The sequence below is a fragment of the Nonomuraea sp. NPDC048916 genome (assembly GCF_040649575.1).
Lineage (GTDB): Bacteria > Actinomycetota > Actinomycetes > Streptosporangiales > Streptosporangiaceae > Nonomuraea.
Genome location: NZ_JBEZFS010000302.1, coordinates 1 through 370, shown reverse-complemented (window position 1 = coordinate 370; position 370 = coordinate 1). Strand labels below are relative to the sequence as shown.

Genomic DNA, 370 nt, shown 5'->3' with positions numbered 1-370 from the left:
CCGATCTCCACTCCTGGGAGGCGCTGCGCGACGACAACCGCGTCCTGGCCGCCGGCTACCTCCTGCTCTACGCCTTCCACATGCCGGCCTTCACCCTCATATCCGGCTACTTCTCGCGGAGTTTTCGCCACGAGCCACGCCAGCTCAAGCGCCTGGTCGGCAGCGTGCTGGTGCCGTACGCGGTCTTCGAGATCGCCCTCAACGTCTTCAGGGCCTGGGCGGAGGGCGAGGAGCTGAAGATCAGCCTCCTTCACCCCTGGTACCTGACCTGGTTCCTGATGGCCCTGTTCATCTGGCGGCTGACCGCGCCGCTCTGGCAGCAGGTCCGCCACCCGTTCCTGCTCTCCACCGCCATCGCCGCGCTCGCCTC

The 370-nt window shown here is 67.3% G+C and carries 1 protein-coding gene; it reads left to right on the top strand.

All coding sequences use genetic code 11. The features are described 5' to 3' along the window. Positions 1-370 (top strand): acyltransferase family protein (locus AB0C16_RS40965; RefSeq protein ID WP_357691620.1); only part of this gene is annotated, 370 nt, incomplete at both ends.